This is a genomic window from Microbacterium flavum (genome assembly GCF_018717645.1).
Taxonomy (GTDB): domain Bacteria; phylum Actinomycetota; class Actinomycetes; order Actinomycetales; family Microbacteriaceae; genus Microbacterium; species Microbacterium flavum.
This window is the reverse complement of the sequence record NZ_JAFLHG010000002.1, coordinates 135,421-151,871: the sequence shown is the minus strand read 5'-3', so window position 1 is coordinate 151,871 and position 16,451 is coordinate 135,421. Positions and strand designations below refer to the sequence as shown.

General features: G+C 70.6%; 17 protein-coding genes and 1 tRNA gene. 5 read left to right on the top strand and 13 right to left on the bottom strand.

What is annotated here, in order from left to right; genetic code table 11:
- Window positions 1-188: 188 nt before the first annotated feature.
- Window positions 189-262: transfer RNA gene (locus J0P97_RS02750), tRNA-Pro, on the bottom strand.
- Window positions 263-367: 105 nt separating this feature from the next.
- Between J0P97_RS02750 and J0P97_RS02745 the strand changes: the two genes are divergently transcribed.
- From J0P97_RS02745 to J0P97_RS02735, 3 genes are all read left to right on the top strand, one after another.
- Window positions 368-946, top strand: coding sequence for a GNAT family N-acetyltransferase (locus tag J0P97_RS02745; protein ID WP_215486243.1), 579 nt, complete (start codon window positions 368-370; stop codon window positions 944-946).
- Window positions 947-1,048: 102 nt separating this feature from the next.
- Window positions 1,049-1,759, top strand: a complete 711-nt coding sequence (locus J0P97_RS02740; RefSeq protein WP_282836726.1) for a lysoplasmalogenase family protein — start codon at window positions 1,049-1,051, stop codon at window positions 1,757-1,759.
- Window positions 1,756-2,124, top strand: coding sequence for an RNA-binding S4 domain-containing protein (locus J0P97_RS02735; RefSeq protein WP_215486242.1), 369 nt, complete (start codon window positions 1,756-1,758; stop codon window positions 2,122-2,124). The genes J0P97_RS02740 and J0P97_RS02735 overlap by 4 nt, the downstream gene beginning before the upstream one ends.
- Before the next feature lie 42 nt (window positions 2,125-2,166).
- On the opposite strand, the gene J0P97_RS02730 is transcribed toward J0P97_RS02735, so the two are convergent.
- Complete coding sequence (locus J0P97_RS02730) at window positions 2,167-3,063, bottom strand: NUDIX domain-containing protein (protein ID WP_215486241.1); 897 nt, start codon at window positions 3,061-3,063, stop codon at window positions 2,167-2,169.
- Between the two features lie 164 nt (window positions 3,064-3,227).
- Here J0P97_RS02730 and J0P97_RS02725 point away from each other — a divergent pair, with 164 nt between their 5' ends.
- Together J0P97_RS02725 and J0P97_RS02720 are read left to right on the top strand one after the other, a co-directional pair.
- Window positions 3,228-5,051, top strand: coding sequence for a ribonucleoside triphosphate reductase (locus tag J0P97_RS02725; RefSeq protein WP_215486240.1), 1,824 nt, complete (start codon window positions 3,228-3,230; stop codon window positions 5,049-5,051).
- The gene (locus tag J0P97_RS02720) at window positions 5,021-5,761 is read left to right on the top strand and encodes an anaerobic ribonucleoside-triphosphate reductase activating protein (protein WP_215486239.1); all 741 of its coding nucleotides are present in this window, start codon (window positions 5,021-5,023) and stop codon (window positions 5,759-5,761) included. The genes J0P97_RS02725 and J0P97_RS02720 overlap by 31 nt, the downstream gene beginning before the upstream one ends.
- Window positions 5,762-5,802: 41 nt before the next feature.
- Here J0P97_RS02720 and der read toward each other — a convergent pair whose 3' ends face one another.
- The 11 genes from der to pyrG form a co-directional block, all read right to left on the bottom strand.
- Window positions 5,803-7,326, bottom strand: a complete 1,524-nt coding sequence (gene der, locus J0P97_RS02715; protein WP_215486238.1) for a ribosome biogenesis GTPase Der — start codon at window positions 7,324-7,326, stop codon at window positions 5,803-5,805.
- Window positions 7,316-8,044, bottom strand: coding sequence for a (d)CMP kinase (gene cmk / locus J0P97_RS02710; protein ID WP_215486237.1), 729 nt, complete (start codon window positions 8,042-8,044; stop codon window positions 7,316-7,318). Before cmk ends, der begins: the two co-directional genes overlap by 11 nt.
- Window positions 8,041-9,162 carry a prephenate dehydrogenase gene (locus tag J0P97_RS02705; protein ID WP_215486236.1) on the bottom strand — a complete coding sequence of 374 codons (1,122 nt, stop codon included), beginning with the start codon at window positions 9,160-9,162 and terminating at the stop codon, window positions 8,041-8,043. The genes cmk and J0P97_RS02705 overlap by 4 nt, the downstream gene beginning before the upstream one ends.
- A 9-nt stretch (window positions 9,163-9,171) precedes the next feature.
- Window positions 9,172-9,966 carry a pseudouridine synthase gene (locus tag J0P97_RS02700; protein ID WP_215486235.1) on the bottom strand — a complete coding sequence of 265 codons (795 nt, stop codon included), beginning with the start codon at window positions 9,964-9,966 and terminating at the stop codon, window positions 9,172-9,174.
- Window positions 9,963-10,631, bottom strand: a complete 669-nt coding sequence (scpB, locus tag J0P97_RS02695) for an SMC-Scp complex subunit ScpB (RefSeq protein WP_215486234.1) — start codon at window positions 10,629-10,631, stop codon at window positions 9,963-9,965. The genes J0P97_RS02700 and scpB overlap by 4 nt, the downstream gene beginning before the upstream one ends.
- The gene (locus tag J0P97_RS02690; protein WP_308163376.1) at window positions 10,621-11,502 is read right to left on the bottom strand and encodes a segregation and condensation protein A; all 882 of its coding nucleotides are present in this window, start codon (window positions 11,500-11,502) and stop codon (window positions 10,621-10,623) included. The genes scpB and J0P97_RS02690 overlap by 11 nt, the downstream gene beginning before the upstream one ends.
- Window positions 11,486-12,319 (bottom strand): ParA family protein, encoded by an 834-nt coding sequence (locus J0P97_RS02685; protein WP_215486428.1) that lies wholly within the window; start codon window positions 12,317-12,319, stop codon window positions 11,486-11,488. Before J0P97_RS02685 ends, J0P97_RS02690 begins: the two co-directional genes overlap by 17 nt.
- A gap of 144 nt (window positions 12,320-12,463) precedes the next feature.
- Window positions 12,464-13,072, bottom strand: coding sequence for a vitamin K epoxide reductase family protein (locus J0P97_RS02680; RefSeq protein ID WP_308163375.1), 609 nt, complete (start codon window positions 13,070-13,072; stop codon window positions 12,464-12,466).
- 110 nt (window positions 13,073-13,182) lie between these two features.
- Window positions 13,183-14,142, bottom strand: a complete 960-nt coding sequence (locus J0P97_RS02675; protein WP_215486233.1) for a site-specific tyrosine recombinase XerD — start codon at window positions 14,140-14,142, stop codon at window positions 13,183-13,185.
- Window positions 14,143-14,152: 10 nt separating this feature from the next.
- Window positions 14,153-14,734 (bottom strand): NUDIX domain-containing protein, encoded by a 582-nt coding sequence (locus J0P97_RS02670; protein WP_215486232.1) that lies wholly within the window; start codon window positions 14,732-14,734, stop codon window positions 14,153-14,155.
- Entirely contained in the window at window positions 14,727-16,445 is a 1,719-nt protein-coding gene (gene pyrG, locus J0P97_RS02665) for a CTP synthase (RefSeq protein WP_215486231.1), read from the bottom strand. Before pyrG ends, J0P97_RS02670 begins: the two co-directional genes overlap by 8 nt.
- Window positions 16,446-16,451 lie beyond the last annotated feature (6 nt).

Genomic DNA, 16,451 nt, shown 5'->3' with positions numbered 1-16,451 from the left:
GAGCGAACCGACGACGACGTTCCGCAACGATCGTCTTCCCGTCGGCGAGAAGCAAGTGCTCAACCGTCGCTGGCGCACCGGTCTCGCTCCGGCGAAGGTCTCGCAGTGGAGTCCTTTCGGAGTTCCCCGCCGTTTCCCCCGACGACGAAGCCCCGATGAGAAGGGCATCTCATCGGGGCTTCGGACCGTCGGGATGACAGGATTTGAACCTGCGACCCCTTGACCCCCAGTCAAGTGCGCTACCAAGCTGCGCCACATCCCGGTCCATCGTCCGCACGCGGACAACTCCCCCATCTTAGCCGCTCCGGCGAGCGCTCGCGAACCGGCGTGGGTACCGGATGTCGGCGGGTGGGCGTAGCGTCGGCGCATGAGTCAGACCGAGATCGTCGCGGCATCTGTCGATCGCTTCCCCGATGTCGAGCGCGCCCTCACCGGCGGGGGCGACGGCGGCTCCTGCTGGTGCCAGTGGTGGCTGCTGCGCAACAAGGACTTCCAGGCGGCATCGAGCGACGAGCGGCGCGACCTGCTGCGCCACGACCTCGAGGCCCCTCTTGCCTCGGCGCTCCTCGCGTACGTCGACGACGCACCCGCCGGGTGGGTGAAGGTCTCGCCCCGCCGCGACCAGCCGCGCCTCGCGCTGACCCGCGCTTTCCAGCAGTCGCCGGAGCCGTTCGACGACGCCGACGTGTGGGCGGTCACGTGCTTCGTCGTGCGGAAGGAGTTCCGCGGTGCGGGTCTGGCGGCGCGCCTCCTCGATGCCGCCGTCGACCACGCCCGCGCATCCGGCGCGCGCATCGTCGAGGGGTACCCCGTCGATGTGAGCGCGCAGAAGACGAGCACGAACGAGCTGTACCACGGTGCGCTGTCGACGTTCCTCTCGGCGGGCTTCGTCGAGGTGGCCCGCCCCCGCCCGGCGCGACCGATCGTCTCGCTCGCGCTCCGGTAGTCCGTGGCGCGCCCTGCGTCGTACAGGCGGCCCTCGCGCACGCCTCGGCGCACCGGCCACGGTCCCCGCAGGACCCCCGAACGTTCGCCGTACGATGAGACCGTGACCGTCGACGCCGCCGCCCTCCGCCGCGGCGACCTGCGCGAGCGCGCCAGCTGGTGGGGGTTCGCCCTATACGGCGCGGTCGCGGCCGCTCACGTGACGATCGGCATCACCGGACCCGACAACCTGGAGTACCCGACCAAGCTGCTGCTGATGCCGGCGCTCGCTCTCGCGGTGCTGTGGGCGATGCGCGGGTCGTGGCGGAAAACACCCACCGCCCGCGCCACGGCACTCCTCCTCGTCGCGCTCACGTTGTCCTGGCTCGGCGACGGAGCGGGCCTCTTCTTCCCTTTCCTCGGCGACGAGCTCCCGGCGATGCTCCTCTGCTTCGGTCTCGCCCACCTCGTCTACATCGCCCTCTTCCTCCGGTTCCTGCCACACCGTCCGCTCCCGCGCTGGACGATCGTCTACGCACTCTGGTGGATCGTCATGATCGCGGTGCTCTGGCCGAGTCTCGGCGCCCTCGCCGTCGGCGTGGCGGTCTACGGGCTGGTCCTCGGCGGCACGGCGGTGGCCGCCAGCCGGGGTTCGCGTGTCACCGCGCTCGGCGGCGCGTTCTTCCTGGCATCCGACACGATCCTCGCGGTGCGGCTCTTCCTCCCGGACCAGACGCCGCCGCTCGCGGACACGTGGATCATGCTCGCCTATACGATCGGCCAAGGTCTTCTCGCCTACGGCGTCATCCGCCTCCTCCGCGGGGGTGCGCGATGACCGGGACGGTGCGGGTGGATGCCTGGCTGTGGGCCGTCCGCGTCTACAAGACCCGGTCCGCGGCGACGACCGCCTGCCGAGCCGGGCACGTCCGCGTGGGCGGCGAGAAGGCGAAGGCGGCGCAGCCGGTGCGCATCGGCGACGAGCTGCGCGTGCGGATCGCGGGCTTCGACCGCATCCTCGTCGTGCGCCAGCTGATCACGAAGCGCGTCAGCGCGCCGCTCGCCGCCGTCGCGGCCGAGGATCGAACCCCGGTCCGCGAACCCGTCGCCCAGGTTGCGGTGCGCGATCGGGGCGCGGGACGTCCGACCAAGCGCGAGCGGCGCGACATCGACCGCCTGCGCGGGCGCGGCGAGTCCGAGTGAGCGCGCACTGATCGCCGAGCGGACTTCGCGGTCGGGGCGGCATCAATCGGCCCCGAGCACGCTCCGCACGCCGGCGACCTCCGCGCCGACCGCCTGCACTCGCGCACGGAGCTCACGATCCGCCGTCACCACGAGCACCGGCCGTCCGGCTGCGCGCAGGCGCTCCGTCTCGGCGACGATCGCGTCGTCGCCACTCGCCCCCGCGCGCATCACCTGCAGCCCGTCGCGGTCGGCCACCCCCCGCGCCGCGCCCTCCGCGACGACGAGAACCTCGGGGAACCACGTCTCCCCCGGCAGCCCGAACAGCGGCGCGGGCAGGCCGTCGTGCGTCACGGTCTCGAGCCTGTCGAAGAGCCGCTCTGTCGCGCCGACGCGATCGCGCCACCACCCGTCCGGCACCGACCCGACGACGTTCGCGGCATCCACGACGAGCGTAGGACGCACATCGAGAAGCCCTCGCAGCATCGGCCAGGACGACGCGAACCCGGGATGGAGCGGGTAGGTGTCGACGAGGTCGATCGGCACCCAGGCGAGCTCTCGGCTCTCCGGGTCGCTGATCACCGGCTCGAACGGCTGCACGACGTCGGCGACGAGGGTCGAGTAGGTCCACACCCCGACATCGAGGACGCTGATCAGACGCGGCGCAACCGCCCCGGCGGGCACCCCCGCCTCCTCGGCCGACTCGCGGAGCGCGGCGTCGCACGCCGACTCCCCCGCGTGGCGCGCCCCGCCAGGGAGGCCCCACGTGTCTCCATGGTGGCTCCACGCCACGCGGTGCTGCAGCAGGATGCCGCGCCGCGCGTCGACCGCGAGCAGCCCTGCCGCGCCGAACCGACCCCAATAGCGCGTGCCGTCATCCGCCACGACCCACGCGTCGCCCGGATCGCGCGGCCCATCGGGGCGGCGCGGCTCACCGGGCGTGGGAGGAACGATCGTCACCGCTTCAGCCTGGCACACCTCTGCGCCGCGGGCGCCGGGGATGTCCCCTGACGTCGCCCCACTTCCCCCGACCGGAGCGACACGCCACATCTAGGCGCTCTGCCATGGCAGGTCACTACATATAGTGGTCGGACCACACCTCTCGCCCAGACAGGACCGAACCGATGGCATCCCCCCGCACCATCTCCGTCAGCCGCACGATCGATGAATACCTCGCCCGCTCCGATTGGCGGGTCAACGCCAATGCCAACCAGGACTACTCACTGGGCGGGATGGTGCTGAATGCGGCCGGGAAGCTGATCGCGAACTACTGGCTCGACGAGGTGTACGAGCCGGCGGCGGGCACGGCGCATCGCGAGGGTGACCTCCACATCCACGACCTCGACGTCTTCGCCGGTTACTGCGCAGGATGGTCTCTGCGCATGGTCCTCGAGCAGGGCATGGGCGGTGTTGCAGGCCGAATCGCGAGCGCTCCCCCGCGCCACTTCTCGAGCGCCCTCGGGCAGCTCGTGAACTTCCTGGGGACGCTCCAGAACGAGTGGGCGGGCGCACAGGCGTTCTCCTCGTTCGACACGTACCTCGCTCCCTACGTCCGGCGGGACGGCCTCACGTTCGACGAGGTGCGCCAGGCGATGCAGGAGTTCGTGTTCAACCTCAATGTCCCCAGCCGGTGGGGCACGCAGACGCCCTTCACGAACCTCACCTTCGACTGGGTGTGCCCCACCGACCTCCGCGACCAGCGCCCCCTCATCGCCGGCGAGGTCCAGCCCTTCACCTACGGCGAGCTCGCGCCCGAGATGGCGCTCATCAATCGCGCCTTCATCGAGGTGATGACCGAGGGGGATGCCGAAGGCCGAGCCTTCACGTTCCCCATCCCGACGTACAACATCACGAAGGATTTCGACTGGGAGGGTGAGAACGTCGAGGACCTCTTCGCGATGACCGCCAAGTACGGGCTGCCCTACTTCCAGAACTTCGTGAACTCCGACCTCGACCCCGGGATGATCCGCTCGATGTGCTGTCGCCTGCAGCTCGACCTGACCGAGCTCCTCAGACGAGGAAACGGGCTCTTCGGCTCGGCGGAGCAGACCGGCTCGATCGGCGTCGTCACGATCAACTGCGCACGGCTCGGCTTCGTGCACTCCGGCGACGAGCGCGCCGCGCTCACGCGCCTCGACGAGCTGCTCGAGATCGCGAAGGAGAGCCTCGAGGCCAAGCGCCGCGTCATCGAGACGCATCTCGACGGCGGTCTCTTCCCGTACACGAAGCGCTACCTCGGCACGATGGACAACCACTTCTCGACGATCGGCGTGAACGGGATCAACGAGTACGTGCGGAACCTCTCCCGCGATACCCTCGACATCACCGACGAGCAGGGCGCCGCCGCGGCGATCCGCCTGCTCGACCGCGTGCGCGAGCGCATCACGTCCTTCCAGGAGGAGACCGGACGCATGTACAACCTCGAGGCCACGCCTGCGGAAGGGACGACCTATCGGTTCGCGAAGGAGGACATCGCCCGCTTCGACGGCATCCTGCACGCCGGCACCGCTGCGAACCCGTACTATACGAACTCATCGCAGCTGCCCGTCGGGTACACGTCCGACCCGTTCCTCGCGATGGAGCTCCAGGAGCCGTTGCAGCAGAAGTACACCGGCGGGACGGTGCTGCACCTCTACCTCGGCGAGGCGATGCCCTCGGCGCGCGCGTGCCGCGATCTCGTGCGGCGCTCGCTCGAGCGATTCCGGTTGCCGTACCTGACGATCACCCCGACCTTCTCGATCTGCCCGCGGCACGGATACCTGTCGGGTCATCACGACACGTGCGCTCGGTGCGATGCCGCCTGCGAGGTGTGGACCCGCGTGATGGGTTACTTCCGGCCCATCTCCGGGTTCAACATCGGCAAGAAGGGCGAGGCTTCGGAGAGGACGTACTTCGTCGCCCCGACGCGGGAGGAACCATGGTCCGCACAGCGGCAGCCCACGAGCTGAACATCGCGGGGTTCACCGCGTTCTCCACGGTCGACTGGCCCGATATGCTCGCCGCGACCCTCTTCCTCCAGGGATGCCCGTGGAACTGCTTCTACTGCCACAATCCGGCCCTCATCGACCCGCGCGCGGAGGGTGAGGCGACCTGGAGCGACATCGTCGACCTCCTGTGCGAGCGGATCGGACTGCTCGACGGCGTCGTGTTCTCCGGCGGCGAGCCGACGCTCCAGCGGGCGCTCATCCCCGCCATGCAGGCGGTGCGCTCCCTCGGCTTCCGGGTCGGCCTGCACACCGCGGGCGCCTACCCGGGGCTCCTCGCCCAGGCCCTCCCGTTCGTCGACTGGGTGGGCCTGGACATCAAGGCACTCCCCGAGGACTACGACCTGGTGACGGGGCGGCAGACCAGTTCCGAGAACGCGTGGCGCTCGCTCGCGCTCGTCCTCGGCAACCGCCTCCTCCGCCGGGGCACCGACCGTCCGCTGGATGTCGAGGTGCGGACGACGGTGCACCCCGCGGTGATGGACGACGAGGGCCTCCGTACGCTCGGCCTCCGGCTGGCGGACGCGGGGGTCGAGTGCTGGGCGGTGCAGCGATTCCGCGACACGGGCGCCCGCTCGCCGCTCCCCCGCGTCGCGGCGGGTGCGGCGGCGGAGTCCCGCCTCACCCTCGAGGGCCTGCCCACCGCGCGCTTCCGCTCGCTCGTCGTGCGGTGACGTCTGCGCCGCGGCCCGGCTGATCTCGCCGAGAGGCGCGATCAGCGCTGGCGGCGCTCCCGGACGCGCATGTTCGTGACGATCGGCGTGCCCTCGAAGCCGAAGATCTCGCGCAGGCGCCGCTGGATGAACCGGCGGTAGCCCGGGTCGAGGAACCCGGTCGTGAACAGCACGAATGTCGGCGGCCGCGTCGCGGCCTGCGTGCCGAAGAGGATGCGGGGCTGCTTGCCGCCGCGCAGCGGGTGCGGGTGCTCCGCGACGAGCTCGGTGAGGAACGCGTTGAACTTGCCCGTCGGGATGCGCTGGTCCCACGACGCGAGCGCGGTTTCGAGAGCCGGCACGAGCTTCTCGAGGTGACGACCGGTACGCGCCGAGATGTTGACCCGGGGCGCCCACTGCACGTGCGCGAGGTCCTGCTCGATCTCGCGCTCGAGGTAGCGGCGACGATCGGCGTTCTCCATGTCGTCGTCGTTCAGGCGATCCCACTTGTTGAAGGCCAGGACGAGCGCACGTCCGGACTCGAGCACGAGGTCGATGATGTTGAGGTCCTGCACGCTGATCGACTGGGAGACATCCAGAACGACGACGGCGACCTCGGCCTTCTCCAGCGCGGCGGAGGTGCGCAGCGACGCGTAGAAGTCGGCGCCCTGCTGCAGGTGCACGCGGCGGCGGATGCCGGCGGTGTCGACGAAGCGCCACAGCTTTCCGCCGAGCTCGACGATCTCGTCCACCGGGTCGCGAGTCGTTCCGGCGAGCTCGTTGACGACGACCCGCTCCTCGCCCGCGGCCTTGTTCAGCAGCGACGACTTGCCCACGTTCGGTCGCCCGAGGATCGCGACGCGGCGCGGTCCGCCGAGCTCTGCCTTGGCGACGGCCGAGACATCCGGCAGCACGGTCATGACCGCGTCGAGGAGGTCGGCGACCCCCCGACCGTGGATGGCGGAGACGGGGTACGGCTCGCCGAGGCCGAGGTTCCACAGGGCGGCGGCTTCGGGCTCCTGCCGTGCGTCGTCGATCTTGTTCGCGACGACGAAGACGGGCTTGTCGGTCTTGCGCAGCAGCCGCACGACGGCCTCGTCGGTCGCGGTCGCGCCGACCATCGCATCCACCACGAACAGCACGACGTCGGAGAGGTCGATCGCGATCTCGGCCTGGGCTGCCACCGAGCGGTCGATGCCGCGGGCATCCGGCTCCCACCCCCCGGTGTCGACGAGCGAGAAGCGGCGGTCCATCCACTCGGCCTTGTACGTGACGCGGTCGCGCGTGACGCCGGGGGTGTCCTCGACGACCGCCTCGCGGCGCCCGAGGATGCGGTTCACGAGCGCCGACTTGCCGACGTTCGGGCGCCCCACGATCGCGACGACCGGGAGCGCGGGCAGCGCCTCGACGATCTCTCCCCCGGCGGTGAAACCGGCGAGAAGGTCGGCATCATCCTCATCGAGGTCGTAGTCCACGAGCGAGGCGCGCAGCGTCGCGGCGCGCTGCTCAGCCAGCTCCTCGTCGAGGTTCGCCAGCTTCTCTTCGAGCTGGTCGGGACCGCCCTCGTACTCGTCCTCAACGGCCATCGTGCATCTCCTGTGTGTGCGTCTGTGTTCCCGCGGCGACGACGTCGAGGACGGCGGCCACGGTCTGTGCGAAATCGAGATCGGTCGAGTCGACCACGCTCACGCCGGGAGCGGCGGTGAGGAAGTCGACGACCTTGCTGTCGGCCGCGTCGCGGCGGTGCAGCGCGGTGGCGACGGCGCCAGCATCCTCGCCCTGCAGTTCGGCGCTGCGACGTGCGGCGCGCACGTCGGGGTCGGCGGTGAGGAGGATCCGCACGGGCGCGTCGGGGGCCACGACGGTCGTGATGTCGCGGCCCTCCACGACGACTCCGGGACGGCCGGAGTCGCGCACGAGCGCGCGGAAGAGTGCGTTGACGCGCGTGCGCACGGCGGGGATGCGCGCGACCCCGCTCACGGCCGCCGTCACGCGCGGATCGCGGATCGCCTCGGTGACGTCACGATCGCCGACCCGCACCCAGTACCGGTCGGGGTCGAGCGAGATCGCGTAGGGGAAGCGCTCTGCGGCATCCTGGACGGCAGACTCGTCCGACGTCTCGGCGCCGAGGTCCAGGACATGCCAGGCGAGCGCCCGATAGGCGGCGCCCGTGTCGAGGTAGCCGAAGCCGAGGCGGCGCGCCGCCTCCTTCGAGACGCTCGACTTGCCCGAGCCGGCCGGCCCGTCGATCGCGATCGTCACGGTCGCGGTCCCGGTCCCTGAGCTTGTCGAAGGGTCGGTCATGAGGGGAGGCTCGCAATCTTCCAGCCGCGCTCTTCAAGGCCCTGCTCAGCGCGCCGCAGAGCGCTCGGCACGACGCTGATCTCGGCGAGGCCGAACTGGGCGCCGGGCGAGTGCTCCAGGCGCAGGTCTTCGACGTTGACCTCGAGCGCGCCGAGATCGCCGAACAGCCGCCCGAGCTGGCCGGCGGTGTCATCGACCATCACGACGAGGCTCTCGAACTGCCGCCGCTGACCGTGCTTGCCGGGAAGGCGCGCCACTCCGTCGTTGCCGCGACGGATGGCGTCTGCGACGGTGCGCCGCGATCCGGGCTCCTCCGGCGCACGCAGGGCGTCCGCCACATCCCGCAGATCGATCGCGAGCCGGTCGAGCACGTCGACGACGGGCACGGCGTTGGCGTCGAGGATCTGGACCCAGAGCTCCGGTGCGGATGCGGCGATGCGCGTGGTGTCGCGCACGCCTTGACCGGCGAGGCTCAGCGCGTCCTCGGGTGCATCGACGAAGCGGCCGGCGAGCAGCGACGCGACGAGCTGCGGCACGTGCGAGACGAGCGCGACGGACCGGTCGTGTTCGGCGGGGGTCATCTCGATCGGCATGGCGCCGAGATCGAGGGCGAGGCCTTCCACGAGAGCGAGATCGGATGCCGGGGTCAGCTCATCGCGGCAGACGACCCAGGGACGCCCGATGAAGATGTCGGCGCGCGCCGCGATCGCCCCGCCGCGCTCCCTGCCCGCGAGGGGGTGGGAGCCGATGTAGTGGGTGAGGTCGACTCCGCGCGCCCGCAGCTCCTCGAACGGAGCGAGCTTCACGCTCGCGACGTCGGTGACGACCGCGTCCGGGTGGGCCCGCAGTTCGCGCTCGATCACGTCGGCGACGACATCCGGAGGCGTCGCCACGACGACGAGGGCAGGCGCGTCCCCGGGCTCCTCGGCGCGGCCGGCGCCGTAGTCGATCGCGAGCCGCAGTTGCGATGGCGACGCGTCGGCGAGCGCCACGTCGACACCCAGCGCGCGGAGGGCGTGCCCGATGCTCGAGCCGAGAAGTCCCGCCCCCACGACGCGGACGGTCCCCGACGTGCGCGCGACGCGGGTGCGCGCTTCGGCGACGGTGGAATCGGTCACGGTGTCCGCCTAAGAATCAGCCTCGTCATCGGCGGAGGGTGGGCTCTGCCCGGGCCCCGCCTGGCGCGCCACGGTGAGCAGGGCGCCGCGTTCCACTGTAGTCAACTCGCGCGCACGTCCCGCGGGGAGCGTTCCCAGGTGGAGCGGCCCGAACTGGCGCCGTACGAGTTCGACGACCGGGTGGCCGACCTCGGCCATCATGCGTCGGACGATCCGATTGCGCCCGGAGTGGAGGGTGAGCTCGACGAGGGAGGTGTCGCCGGAGGCATCCAGCAACCGCGCTTTGTCCGCGGCGATCGGCCCGTCCTCGAGGACGATCCCCTTCGTGAGGCGGGCGATGGTCTGTGCCGTGACACGCCCCGACACCTTCGCGATGTAGACCTTCGTGACGCCGAACGACGGGTGAGCCAGGACGTGGGCGAGCTCGCCGTCGTTCGTCAGGACGAGGAGTCCGCTCGTCTCGGCATCCAGACGCCCCACGTTGTAGAGGCGCTCGTCCCAGTCCTTCGTGAAGCGGCGCAGGTCGGGGCGACCGTGCTCGTCCTTCATCGACGAGACGACGCCCGTGGGCTTGTTGAGCATGACGTAGCGTTTCGTGGCATCCAGCTGGATCGCCGTGCCGTCGACGTCGACCAGATCGGATGCAGGGTCGATCCGCCGCCCCAGCTCGGTGACCACGTCGCCGTTGACGCGGATCCGGCCCTCGACGATGTACTGCTCACAGACCCGCCGCGAGGCGACGCCCGCGTTCGCGAGCACCTTCTGCAGGCGGACGCCCTCGAACTCCTCCACGGGGCCGGTCATCGCAGCACCTCGCTGTCGAAGCCCTCGGCGCCGTCGTCGAGGAGCGGCGAGATGTGCGGGAGCTCGTCGAGCGAGTTGATGCCGAGGTTCACGAGCAGGGCGTCGGTCGTGCCGTAGTTGATCGCGCCCGTCTCCGGATCCTGGAAGAGCTCCGTGATGAGCCCGCGCGCCACGAGGGTGCGGACCACCGAGTCGACGTTCACGGCGCGGATCGCGGCGACCTGGCTCCGCGTCACGGGCTGCTTGTACGCGATGACCGCAAGGGTCTCCAGGGCCGCCTGCGACAGGCGGCTGGGCGCTTGGCCGCTCACGAAGTCGGTGACGAGGTCGTCGAGCTCCTCCCGCACGTACAGGCGCCATCCGCCGCCCACCTCCCGCAGCTCGAAGCCGCGGCGCGAGCCACCTGTCTCGCCGTCATAGTCGGCGACGAGGCCCTCGACCGCCTGGCGCACCGCCGGAACGGGGGCCGAGACGGCGGCGGCGAGCGCGACGAGGCTCTGCGGCTCGTCCACGATCAGCAGGATCGCCTCCAGCCGACGCGCGATGTCGTCTGGAGTGCGCGTCGGGGCGGCATCTGAGCTCGTCGGGGCGGTCCCTGAGCTCGTCGGGGCGGTCCCTGAGCTCGTCGGGGCGGTCCCTGAGCTCGTCGAAGGGTCATCGGTCATAATCGGCTCCCAGGGTGGCGAGGTTCTCTTCGGACCAGCGCTCCGCGGTCCAGCGGAGGGTGAGCTCTCCGAGCGGTTCCACCTGCTCGAAGGAGAGCGCGGCGTGGCGGTAGAGCTCGAGGACGGCGAGGAAGCGCGCGACGACGATCCCGGGCTGCATCGCCCCGGCCACGAGGTCGCGGAAGCTCAGCGCGCCTGCGCCGCGCAGCAGCGTCACGACGACCGCGGCCTGTTCGCGGATCGAGACCAGCGGCGCGTGGAGATGATCGAGCCCGATGTGCGGGATCTCCTTCGGTGCGAAGGCGAGCATCGCGAGCGCGGCGAAGTCGCCGGTCGACAGAGTCCAGACGAGCTCGGGGACCGCACGGCGGTACTTCTCGTCGAGGCGGACGGCGCGCACGTGGCGTCGGTCCTCGCGGCGCAGGGATCGCTCGAACCAGGCCGACACCTCCTTGAAGGCGCGGTACTGGAGCAGTCGCGCGAACAGCAGGTCGCGCGCTTCGAGCAGGGCGACCGACTCGGCATCCACCAGCTCGCCCTGCGGCAGCAGGCCGGCCACCTTCATGTCGAGGAGCGTCGCGGCGACGACGAGGAATTCGGATGCCTGCTCGAGCTCCTCCTCGTCGCCCAGGCCCTTCAGGTACGAGATGAACTCGTCGGTGACCTTCGACAGGGAGATCTCGGTGATGTCGAGCTCGTGCTTGCCGAGGAGGCTCAGCAGGAGGTCGAACGGTCCGTCGAACCCGGCCAGCGAGACCCGGAATCCGTCCTCGCCGCCCGCTCCGGTGCCCGAGCCTGTCGAGGGGTCGTCCTCGAAGTCGGTCCCCCCGCCTGCTCCGGTCCCCGAGGGGACGTCAGGCGACGGCGCCACGGGCGACCAGCTCCCGCGCGAGGCGCAGGTAGGCCTGGGCCGCCGCGTGCTCGGGGGCGAACTGGGTGATCGGGACGCCCGACACCGAGGCATCCGGGAACTTCACCGTCCGCCCGATGACCGTTTCGAGGACGTCATCGCCGAACGCCTCGACGACGCGCTCGAGCACCTCGCGCGAGTGCAGGGTGCGCGGGTCGTACATGGTGGCGAGCACGCCGTCCAGCTCGATGGCCGGGTTCAGCCGGTCGCGCACCTTGTCGATCGTCTCGATGAGCAGGGCGACACCACGCAGGGCGAAGAACTCGCATTCGAGCGGGATGAGGACGCCGTGGCTGGCGGTGAGGGCGTTGACGGTGAGGAGTCCGAGCGAGGGCTGGCAGTCGACGAGGATGACGTCGTACTCGCCGGCCACCTTGCGCAGCACACGGGAGAGGATCGTCTCGCGAGCGACCTCGTTCACGAGGTGGACCTCGGCGGCCGACAGGTCGATGTTGGCGGGGATGACATCCAACCCCGGCGTTCCGGTGTGGACGATCGTCTCGTGCGGGTCGCGCTTCGTGTCCAGCAGAAGGTCGTAGATCGTCGGCACATCGTGGGTCGCGATGCCGAGCCCGGCGGACAAGGCGCCCTGCGGATCGAAGTCGACGGCGAGCACCTTGCGCCCGTACTGCGCGAGCGACGCGGCGAGGTTGATGGTCGTCGTGGTCTTGCCCACGCCGCCCTTCTGATTGCAGAGGGCGATGATCCGCGCCGGGCCGTGGGAGGCGAGCGGGGGCGGCGTCGGGAAGCCATGGTACGGGCGTCCCGTCGGGCCCATCGGGATGTCCTCAGCCGAGGCCTTCTTCGTCCCCCGCGTCTTCTCCGCCACCGACACTCCCGCTTTCTGTTGTCCTTCCCAGGACTCGCCTTGCGATTCTCGCACACGAGCGCAGCGGCGACGGGATGCACCGCCGAAGCGGGCTCAGAGGCTGCCGAGCACGTCGAGGCGCAGCTGCGCGGCGACGGCGATGAGGAGGTAGTCCGCGATCACGAGGAGAGGCAGCCACGACAGGATGGCTCCTCCCGCACGCACGCCCGCCCTCCCCCACACTCCGTCTCGGAGCGTCCATCCGGCGACGGTGAGGAAGAGCGGGATCGTGACGAGCCAGATGATCATGCACCACGGGCACAGCGAGGAGTACTCGAAGACGCTCCGATAGGCGAAGACGTGGACGAGGACGAACGCCCCGCACGTGAAGACCGCGAAGGTGCGCCAGAACCAGGGGCGCAGGCCGCGGGGGGCGGCGAGCGCCGCGGCGGCGGCGAAGACCGGCCCGAGGAACAGGACCATCCCGATGATCGAGTTGCTGAAACCGAGGAGGTTGCCGCCCGGCGAGAGCAGATTCGGCCCGCACGTGACGACGGGACTGATGGCGCAGGAGATGAGCGGCTCGCCGCCGCGGAGCTGCCCGATGTACTCCAGGTAGAGGAGGAAGGAGACGACCCACCCCGCCGCGCCGGCGCAGATCCACCAGACCGCCATCGCGCGCGCGGGGCGGTGCGTCTCATCAGCAGGCTCGAATGCCGTCACGGTGCCACATTGCGCTCCGCCGGACCGATCCAGCCTGCTTCCGGACCGGGAAAAACACCGACGCGCTGCCGCTGCGGCTGCCGGCGACCGCCTCCGGCCTCCGCTGTGGATCAGCGGGCCCGGGGATGCGCCGTCAGGTACACGCCGCGCAGGGCGTCGGCGGTCACGTGCGTGTAGATCTGGGTCGTCGCGACCGAGGCGTGGCCGAGGAGCTCCTGCACGACCCGCACGTCGGCACCGCCCTGCAGCAGGTGCGTCGCGAAGGAGTGCCGGAACGTGTGCGGGGAGACGTGGGCGACGAGGCCGGCGCGATCGGCGGCCGCTTGGATGACGAGCCACGCGCCCTGCCGCGACAGCGGGGCGCCCCGCGCGCCGAGGAAGAGCCGCGGCGTCGCGCGCCCACGGCGGGACAGCTCCGGTCGCGACCGCGCCAGGTAGGCGTCGACCGCCGCGCGCGCGTAGGACCCGACCGGCACGATCCGCTCCTTGGCGCCCTTGCCGCGCAGCCGCAGGACGTCGCCGTGGGCGAGGTCGTCGACGTCGAGCTGCATCACCTCGGAGACGCGTGCGCCGGTCGCATAGAGGAGCTCCAGCAGAGCGCGGTCACGTAACGGGATGAGCGCCGCCTCGCCGGAGGCGGGTGCGGCCGCGGGCGCGGTGGCGCCCTCCCCCGGAGCGGGGGCGGGGCCCGCGGCATCCAGCAGCGCCTCGACCTGAGAGATCGACAGCGCCTTCGGCAGCCGCTGCGGAGCCTTCGGCGGGCGGAGTCGTTCGCTCGGGTCGGCGGTCGCGAGCTCTTCCCGGAGCAGATACCGGTGGAACCCGCGCACCGAGGACTGCAGGCGCGCGAGCGACGTCGCGGCGGGCGGCGGCTGCGCCGAGGCGCGCTCCGCCGCGAAGGCGCTCACGAGCGCGGTCGTCGCCGCATCGGTGTCGTCGACCCCGTGCGCCGCGAGCCAGGACCGGTAGCCGCTCAGATCGCGCCGGTACGCGGCGACCGTGTGCGAGGACAGCCCGCGTTCGATCGCGATGTGACGCAGGTACACATCGACGGCGCGGGCGAGATCCACGCGCGGTCCGTCAGCTCCGGCGCAGGCGTTCTGCCGCCGCGAGGATCCCGGACGCGAGGATCGCGTTGCGCATGCGCCCCGACAGGACGGCGTCCACGGCATCCTGCAGCGGGACCCACTCCATGCGGATGTCCGCCTCCTCGTCGGTGCGGGCGAACGCCGATGACGTCGCCGCGAGTCCGCGCGCGAGGAAGATGTGGACGATCTCGTCGTTGCCGCCCGGTGTCGTGAAGATCGACAGGAGCGGTTCGACGGATGCCGCCTCCAGATCAGCCTCTTCGGCGAGCTCGCGACGCGCCGTCTCGATCGGCGGCTCGCCCACGACGTCCAGCAGGCCCGCGGGGATCTCCCAGTCGCGGTGGCGGATCGGATGCCGATACTGCTGGATCAGGAGGACGCGCTCGTCGTCGTCGATCGCCACGACCGCCGCCGCGCCGGGGTGGTCCACGTACTGGCGGACGATCTCTTCGTCGCCGTAGCGCAGCGTGTCACTGCGCACGTCCCACACGCGCCCCTCGTAGACGAGCTCGCTGTGGACGACCTCCGCCTCGGACGGCTCGTCGTGCAGGTCGGTCGCCGGCCGCTCAGACACTCTCGACCTCGTCCTCGAACAGCTCGCTCGAGCGGTGCCGCTCGAGCGCCGCCGCGATGAGCCCTCGGAAGAGCGGGTTCGCCTCGGTCGGGCGCGAGCGCAGCTCGGGGTGGGCCTGGGTGGCGATGTAGTAGGGGTGCACGTCTCGCGGAAGCTCGACGTATTCGACGAGACCGTGGTCGGGCGAGAGGCCGGAGAACACGAGCCCAGCCTCGGCGATGCGGTCGCGGTAGCGGTTGTTCACCTCGTAGCGATGACGGTGGCGCTCGCTCGCGCGGGTCGCGCCGTAGACCTCGGCCGCGAGGGATCCCTCGGCGAGCTCCGCCTCGTAGAGGCCGAGGCGCATGGTCCCGCCCAGGTCGCCGCGACCCAGGATGTCGACCTGCTCCGCCATCGTCGCGATCACCGGGTGGGCGGTGTCCGGGTCGAACTCGCTGGACGACGCGTCCTCGATGCCGGCGACGTGCCGTGCGTACTCGATGACGATGCACTGCAGACCGAGGCAGATGCCGAGGGTGGGGATGCCCTGCTCACGCGCGAAGCGGAGCGCGCCGAGCTTGCCCTCGATGCCCCGGATGCCGAAGCCGCCGGGGACGACGATGCCGTCGAGCGCGCCGAGCGCCTTCTCCGCGCCTTCGGGGGTCTCGCACACGTCCGAGGGGATCCAGGTGATCTGGACTTTCGTCTCCTGCGCGAATCCGCCGGCCTTGAGCGCCTCGGTGACCGACAGGTACGCGTCGGGCAGGTCGATGTACTTGCCGACGAGGCCGATGGTCACCTCGTGCTTCGGGTTGTGGACAGCGCTCAGAACGGTGCTCCACCGCGTCCAGTCGACCTCGGCGGCCTTCGTCGCGAGGCCCAGGGCGTCGACGATGTAGCCGTCGAGGCCCTGGTCGTTGAGCATCGAGGGGATGTCGTAGATCGAGGGGACGTCCACGGCGTTGACCACGGCATCCTCGTCGACGTCGCACATCAGCGCGATCTTGCGCTTGTTGGACTCGGTGACGGGGCGGTCGCTGCGCAGCACGAGGGCGTCGGGCTGGATGCCGATCTGGCGGAGCGCCTGTACGGAGTGCTGCGTGGGCTTCGTCTTCTGCTCGCCGGAGGCGCCCATGTAGGGGACGAGCGAGACGTGCACGAAGAAGACGTTCTTGCGGCCGAGCTCGTGGCGGATCTGGCGCGCGGACTCGATGAAGGGCTGCGACTCGATGTCGCCGACCGTGCCGCCGATCTCGGTGATGATCACGTCGGGCTTCGGCGTCTCATCGGCCTGCAGCCGCATCCGTCGCTTGATCTCATCCGTGATGTGCGGAATCACCTGGACCGTGTCGCCCAGGTACTCGCCGCGACGCTCCTTGGCGATGACCTGCGAGTAGATCTGGCCCGTCGTGACGTTCGCGGCCTGGCTCAGCTCGATGTCGAGGAAGCGCTCGTAATGGCCGATGTCGAGGTCCGTCTCGGCCCCGTCGTCGGTGACGAACACCTCACCGTGCTGGAACGGATTCATCGTGCCCGGATCGACGTTCAGGTACGGATCGAGCTTCTGCATCACGACGCGGAGCCCCCGCGCGGTGAGGAGATTGCCGAGCGACGCGGCCGTCAAGCCCTTCCCCAACGACGAGACGACACCGCCCGTCACGAAGATGTGCTTGGTGGTGTCGTCAGTGGTGATGTTCGCTGCGTTGCCCGCGTCTGAATGAGTGTCCGTCACGGGCTT